Annotated in this window: 5 protein-coding genes; 1 reads left to right on the top strand and 4 read right to left on the bottom strand. The window is 74.6% G+C overall.

The annotated features are described in order from the left end of the window. Positions 1-175: 175 nt before the first annotated feature. From ACWCPF_RS42350 to ACWCPF_RS42340, 3 genes are read right to left on the bottom strand one after another with little or no spacing between them, the layout of a single operon-like run. Positions 176-2,410: a tetratricopeptide repeat protein gene (locus ACWCPF_RS42350; protein WP_451050480.1), complete on the bottom strand. Its 2,235-nt coding sequence runs from the start codon at positions 2,408-2,410 to the stop codon at positions 176-178. A gap of 60 nt (positions 2,411-2,470) precedes the next feature. Further along, entirely contained in the window at positions 2,471-3,316 is an 846-nt protein-coding gene (locus ACWCPF_RS42345) for an oxygenase MpaB family protein (RefSeq protein ID WP_451050479.1), read from the bottom strand. Positions 3,317-3,325: 9 nt separating this feature from the next. Beyond that, the gene (locus ACWCPF_RS42340) at positions 3,326-4,504 is read right to left on the bottom strand and encodes an acyl-CoA dehydrogenase family protein (RefSeq protein WP_451050478.1); all 1,179 of its coding nucleotides are present in this window, start codon (positions 4,502-4,504) and stop codon (positions 3,326-3,328) included. Positions 4,505-5,208: 704 nt separating this feature from the next. Between ACWCPF_RS42340 and ACWCPF_RS42335 the strand changes: the two genes are divergently transcribed. Beyond that, positions 5,209-5,772, top strand: a complete 564-nt coding sequence (locus ACWCPF_RS42335; RefSeq protein ID WP_451050481.1) for a histidine phosphatase family protein — start codon at positions 5,209-5,211, stop codon at positions 5,770-5,772. A 48-nt stretch (positions 5,773-5,820) separates the two neighbouring features. On the opposite strand, the gene ACWCPF_RS42330 is transcribed toward ACWCPF_RS42335, so the two are convergent. Continuing rightward, positions 5,821-6,195, bottom strand: a complete 375-nt coding sequence (locus ACWCPF_RS42330) for a ferredoxin (RefSeq protein WP_451050477.1) — start codon at positions 6,193-6,195, stop codon at positions 5,821-5,823. Positions 6,196-6,274 lie beyond the last annotated feature (79 nt).

The following is a 6,274-nucleotide window of genomic DNA, read 5'->3' as shown; positions in this document are numbered from 1 at the left end:
ACATCTGCGGCTCCGCCGCGATGGGGGTCCCCCCGCTCGAGCGCAGCCGAGAGTGGGGGAGCGACCAGCCACGACGGCGCCGCAGCAAAACGACGGCACATCGCGGTACGTCCGGCGAGCGCGCAGCGCCGATTCCCGGCCCGGGCCGACGAGCCGCCCACCGCCCGGCTCGGGCCTACGCCCCGCCCGCCGCCCGGCGCTGTCGTAGGGCCGCCACCCTTCGGTAGAGCTCGACGGCCTCCTGGCCGCGGCCGAGCTGTTCCAGGCAGTGGGCCTCGTCGTTGCGGCTGGCCAAGGTGTCGGGGTGGTCGGCGCCCAGGACCCGTTCGCGGGCCGAGGCCACCCGCCGGTACTCGGTCAGCGCGTCGGCCCAGCGGCCCAGCCAGCCGAGGCCCACGGCGACCTCACGGCGGCTGACCAAAGCGTCGGGGTGGTCGGCGCCCAGGACGCGTTCCCGGATCGCGCACACGTCCCGGGACTCGGCCAGCGCCTCCTCCCAGCGGGCCAGGCGGCCGAGGTTGACGCCGAGGCCGTGGCGGGCGCGCAGGGTCTCGGGGTGCGTCGGGCCGTGCACGCGGGTGCGGTCGTCGACGAGCTCGCGGTAGAGCTGGAGCGCTTCCGCGCTGCGGCCGAGGCGGCCCAGGCTGATGCCGGTCTCGTAGCGGGCGGCGAGGGTGTCGGGGTGGTCCGGGCCGAGGGCGTGCGCACGGGCCGCGGCGACCTCGCGGTAGGTCTGCAGCGCTTCCGGCCAGCGGCCCAACTGGCCCAGGGCGTAGGCGACTTCGTAGCGGGTGACGAGCGTGTCCGGGTGGGTGGGGCCGAGCACCCGGGTCCGGGCGACGGCCACCTCGCTCGCCATCCGGTACGACTCCTCCAGCCGGCCGAGTCTACTGAGGTTGAAGGCGAGGTTGTGTCGGCAGCGCAGGGTGTCGGGGTGGTCGGGGCCGGCCGTGCGCACCCGGGCGGCGAGCACCGAGGTGTACACCTGGTGGGCGTCGAAGTGGCGGCCCAGCCGGCCGAGCACGTAGGCCATTTCCTGGCGGGTGGCGAGGGTGTCGGCGTGGTCGGCGCCGAGCACCCGAGTGCGGGCGGCGGTCACCTGCTGGTACTCGCGCAGCGCGTCGGCGGCGCGGCCGGTGCGGCTGAGCGTGAAGGCGACCTCGTAGCGGCTGGCGAGGGTCTCGGGGTGGTCCGGGCCCAGGAGGTGGGCGCGTTCGGCCGCGACGGCGCGGTGCACCTCCCCGGCCTCGGCCCAGCGGCCGAGCCGGCCCAGACTGAGGCCGGCGTTGTGCCGTCCGGCGAGCGCGGTGAGCGCCTGCGGGGACGGTGTGTCGGGCGCGGGCGGCGCGGGGACGGCGCCGAGGGCCGGACGGGGGATCCACTCGCCGGTCAGGGCCGCGCCGGGGTCCGGGGGCGGGACGGGCAGTCCGGCGCCGGTGGCCTTGTGGCCGGTGGTCATGCCCTGGGTCCAGGCGGGCAGCCGGGGCTCGCGGCCGGCGGGCTCGGGCGGCCGGAGTTCGGGCCGGGGCGTCACCAGGGTCGGCACATACCCGGGCGCGGTGCGGGCCGCGGCGATGCGGCGGACGATCTCGCGGGCGTCGTGGGGGCGCTGTTCGGGCCGCTTCCCCAGCAGGTCGAGGATGATCCGGTCGAGGTGTTCGGGCAGGTCGGCGCGGAGTTCGCGGGGCGGCCGGGGCGGGGTGTCCCGGTGGGCGACGAGGATGGCCCAGGGGTCCTCCAGGTCGAACGGCGGGGCCCCGGTGGCGATCTCGTACAGCACGCAGCCCAGCGAGTAGAGGTCGCTGCGCTGGTCGACCTCTTCCCCGCCGATCTGCTCCGGTGACATGTAGTGCGGGGTGCCCATGGCGATGCCGGTGCCGGTGAGCCGGGAGGTGAAGCCGATGTCGTGGCCGAGGCGGGCGATGCCGAAGTCGCAGATCTTCACGGTGCCATCGGCGAGCCGCACGATGTTCGCGGGCTTCAGATCGCGGTGCACGATGCCCTGCCGGTGGGTGTAGGCGAGGGCCGCCGCGACCTGGTCGGCCATGTCGACGACGTCGGGGACGGGCAGCGGCCGGCGCTCGTTGTCGTCGAGCAGCTGGCAGAGGTTGCTGCCGTCGAGGAGTTCCATGACGAGGAAGAGGACGCCGTCGCTGTCGCCGAAGTCGTGGACGACCGTCACCCCGCGGTGCTGGAGCGAGGCGGCGACCCGGCCCTCGCGCCGGAACCGCTCGCGCAGGACGCGTCCGAAGGACGGGTCGTGGTGTGGGCCGATCGGCTTGAGGCACTTCACGGCGACCTGCCGGCCGAGGGACTCGTCCTTGGCCCGCCACACCTCGCCCATGCCACCGCGCCCGATCAGGTCCAGCAGCCGGTACCGGCCCTGGATCAGCCTGCTCTCCTCCGCCATAACGCGCCCGCCGCCCCCGTAACTTTCCGGCCCTCCCCCTGGCTGGTTCAGTATGGCGGCCTATCGCCCGACTTTGTACGGGGCGGGGCGGGCTTGTGGGCCGAGCCGTGCCATGGCCCGCGGGATGTGTTTGGACGGAAGTTGCCAACGCAGACGTGCGGGAACGCAGCGCAGCAGGATGCCCGTGGCACGCAACTCACGGGTGACGACAGCGGCTTTGGGGGCTGGTCTGCCGTACAACTCGTGGGCGTACGGCGGCAGCGAGGCGTACGCGAGGTGTGCCACACGCCGCCAGAGCAGAGCGCGCGCCGGGACGAGCAGCGGGTGGATCGGCGGCCGGAGCAGGAAGTCGTCCACCTCGCGGGCGTCGGCTCCGGCGGCGAGTTCGGGGCGGATCTTCTCGAAGTAGGCGGCCAACTCCGCCTGGTTCGCGGGCACGTCGTCGGGGTCGAGGCCCACCAGGCGGGCGGCGGCGCGCTGTTCGGCTATGTAGCGGTCGGCGGTCCGGTCGGTGAGGGGGTATCCGGAGCGGCGCAGGACGTGCAGGTAGGAGTCGATCTCGGCGCAGTGCACCCACAGCAGCAGCTCGGGTTCGTCCACGCCGTACCGTTCGCCCGTGTCCGGGTCGTTCGCGGACAGCATGCGGTGCATCTTGCGGACCCGGGCGCCGGCCTTCTCGGCGGCCTCGGTGGTGCCGTACGTGGTCGTGCCGACGAAGTTCGCGGTGCGCATGAGCCGGCCCCAGGCGTCCTGCCGGAAGTCGGAGTTCTGCATGACTCCGCGGACGGCCCGGGGGTGCAGCGCCTGGAGATAGAGCGCGCGGATCCCGGCGACCCACATCATCGGATCGCCATGGACCTGCCATGTCACGCTGTCTGGGCGGAACAACCCCGGGTCGGCAGTCATACCGGCAGGCTAACGCCGTACCCGCGGCATCCCCAGCCCTATCCACGAGATGATCTCCCGCTGGATCTCGTTGTTGCCGCCGCCGAAGGTGAAGATCACGGCGGAGCGGTAGCCCCGTTCGAGCTCGCCGTGCAGCACGGCGCCCGCGGAGCCCTCCTGGAGCGCGCCGGGGGCCGCGACGATCTCCAGCAGCCAGGCGTAGGCGTCCCGGCGGGCCTCGGAGCCGTAGACCTTGACGGCGGAGGCGTCCTGGGGGGTGAGGGTGCCGTTCTGGAGGGCGCCGACCATCTGCCAGTTCAGCAGCTTGAGCGCGTCGAGCTTCACATGGGTCTGGGCCAGCCGGCGGCGCACCCAGGGCAGGTCGACGACCCGGCGGCCGTCGGCGAGCTTGGTCTCCGTCGCCCAGCGCTGCACGTCGTGCAGGGCGCGGATGGCCATCGTGCCGTGCGCGGCGAGGGTCACGCGCTCGTGGTTGAGCTGGTTGGTGATCAGCCGCCAGCCCTGGTTCTCGGGGCCGACCCGCCGGGACACCGGGACCCGGACGTCCTCGTAGTAGCTGGCGGTGGTGTCGTGGGAGGCGAGGGTGCGGATGACCGTGCAGGAGTAGCCCGGGTCGGTGGTCGGCACCAGGAGCATGGTGATGCCCTTGTGCGGCGGGGCCTCGGGGTCGGTGCGCACGGCGAGCCAGACCCAGTCCGCGGTGTCGCCGTTGGTCGTCCAGATCTTCTGCCCGTTGACCACGTACTCGTCGCCCTCGCGCACCGCGCGCGTCTTGAGGGCGGCGAGGTCGGTGCCGGCGTCGGGCTCGCTGTAGCCGATGGCGAAGTCGATCTCGCCGGCGAGGATCTTCGGCAGGAAGTCGGCCTTCTGCTCGTCCGTGCCGTACCGCATGATCGTCGGCCCCACGGTGTTGAGCGCCATCAGCGGCAGCGGCACGCCGGCCTGGGCGGCCTCGTCGAAGAAGACGAACTGCTCGATCGGCGTGAGGCCCCGGCCGCCGTACTCCTTCGGCCAGCCGACGCCGAGCCAGCCGTCCGCGCCGAGCCGGCGGATGGTCTTGCGGTAGAAGCGTTTCGCGGCGACCGGGTCGATGTGCCGGGCGTAGGCGTTGGCCGGCACCAACTCGGCGAAGTAGGCGCGCAGTTCGGTGCGCAGCCGCAGCTGCTCGGGCGTGTGGTCGAGGTGCACGGCGCCTCCTGGCTTCCCAAGGCCGGTGTCCGGACGGTCCTGACGGCGCACACGGTAGAACGTGTTCCAGAAATTGGGAATGGGGAGGGCGCCGCCGGAAGAGCCCGAACCGGCTGCGCTGCGGCCGGACCTCCCGGGGGAACCCGCGCCCCGGCTCGGTGACCGCCGGCCCGTCCGGCAGGATGACCTCCCATGACGGGCGAGGAACTGAGGACGCCGCTCGGACGCGCCGGGCTGGAGACCGCCGAGCACCGGCGGCCCGAACACGTGCTCCCGACCCGCGCCGCCGGGCGCCGGATCGCCTCGGGAGCGCCCGCCCCGACGGTCGCCGTGCCGGCGGACCGCGCGAGCGGCGGCCCCGGATGCGGCGACCGGCCCTGGACGGCCCCGACTCGACGGCCGAGCCGGCCGAGCGGTTCGGCCGGGACCCGAGCGAGGAGGTCAGGCACCGGGCCGCGACGGACCCCCGGCTGCGCACGGCCTCGGCCGTACGGCTGCTCGACGACCCGCACGACCACATCCGTGCCACGACCACCCGGCACCCGCGGCCGCCCGCCCGGCTGCCCGCCCGGCTGCCCGCCCGGCTGCCCGCCCGGCTGCCCGCCCGGCTGCCGCGGCGCCGCGCGGGACGCGGCCCGCAGTCCCGCGCTGTCCGGCCCGGTGATGCGTCGGGTGCTGGACGAGACACGAGAGAAAGGCGTCGCATGACGAGCAGGCTGGTCCTGGTCTCCCCCGCGCTCACCGCCGCCCTGCGCCAGGCGCGGTTCGACGACGGCGGTCCGCTCGACGAGGGCGGGCTGCGGCAGGCCCGCGCGGCCGCCGGGACCCTGTCGACGGCCGCGCACGTCTGGACGTCCCCCACTGTGCGCTGCCGCGAGACGGCCGCCGCACTGGGTCTCGACGCCGTGGACGCGCCCGGGCTGGCGGCCCTGGACGCGGGCCGCTGGCGGGGCGAGACGCTGGCGGACGTGGGGGCGCGGGAGCCGGACGCGCTGGCCGCGTGGCTCACGGACCCGACGGCCGCGCCGCACGGCGGCGAGTCGGTGCGGGCGGTCTGCGAACGGGTGGCCGCCTGGCTCGACACGGCCGCGCAGCAGCCGGGGCGGACCGTGGCCGTCGCCGAGCCCGAGGTCGTCCGGGCCGCGGTGGTACGGGCGCTGGGCGCGCCGGAGTCGGCGTTCTGGCGCACCGACGTGCCGCCGCTGACGGCCGTGGAGCTCAGCGGCCGGTCGGGGCGCTGGAACGTGCGGATGGGCCGCCCGCTGTGAGGTGCCCGCCGTGCTGCGCCTGCCTTGCGGGCGCGCCTGCGGGCGGGCTCAGCTCAGCGTGCTGAGGAAGTCCGTGCAGGTCGCGGCGCAGGCGCGGCAGGCGGCCGCGCCCTCCTCGGCTCCCGGGTGCTTGTCGAACACGTGGGCGCACTCCAGGCAGACGGTCCGGCACCACTCCAGCTGGGCGCGGAGGCCGGCCTCGTCGATCCGGTTGTCCTCGGACAGCACACGGCAGGTCGCGTCGCACACCTCCGCGCACATGATGCCCTTGCGTCGCACGAGTTCTGGTCGTTCGGTCCCGTCCGGGTCCACGAGGCTCGCCCGCAGCGCACAGGCTCGCGCGCACTCGGTGCACGCCTGCGCACAGGCGAAGCGGTCCTCCAGGAATCGGAAGAGTTCCTGTTGGGATGTCGTCGAAGTCACCCCCGGCGGGTAGCCGGTAGGGGCGGCGCCAAACCCGCCCGGCGGCGATGCGCTTACCGGACGCGATGCGTGAGGTTCC

The sequence above is a fragment of the Streptomyces sp. NPDC001858 genome (genome assembly GCF_053594615.1).
This window is presented reverse-complemented; position numbering and strand designations above follow the sequence as displayed.

Coding starts and splice junctions, on each gene's coding strand:
- ACWCPF_RS42350 (WP_451050480.1), bottom strand. CDS start 2,410: ATGGCGGAGGAGAGCAGGCTGATCCAGGGCCGGTACCGGCTGCTGGAC.
- ACWCPF_RS42345 (WP_451050479.1), bottom strand. CDS start 3,316: ATGACTGCCGACCCGGGGTTGTTCCGCCCAGACAGCGTGACATGGCAG.
- ACWCPF_RS42335 (WP_451050481.1), top strand. CDS start 5,209: ATGACGAGCAGGCTGGTCCTGGTCTCCCCCGCGCTCACCGCCGCCCTG.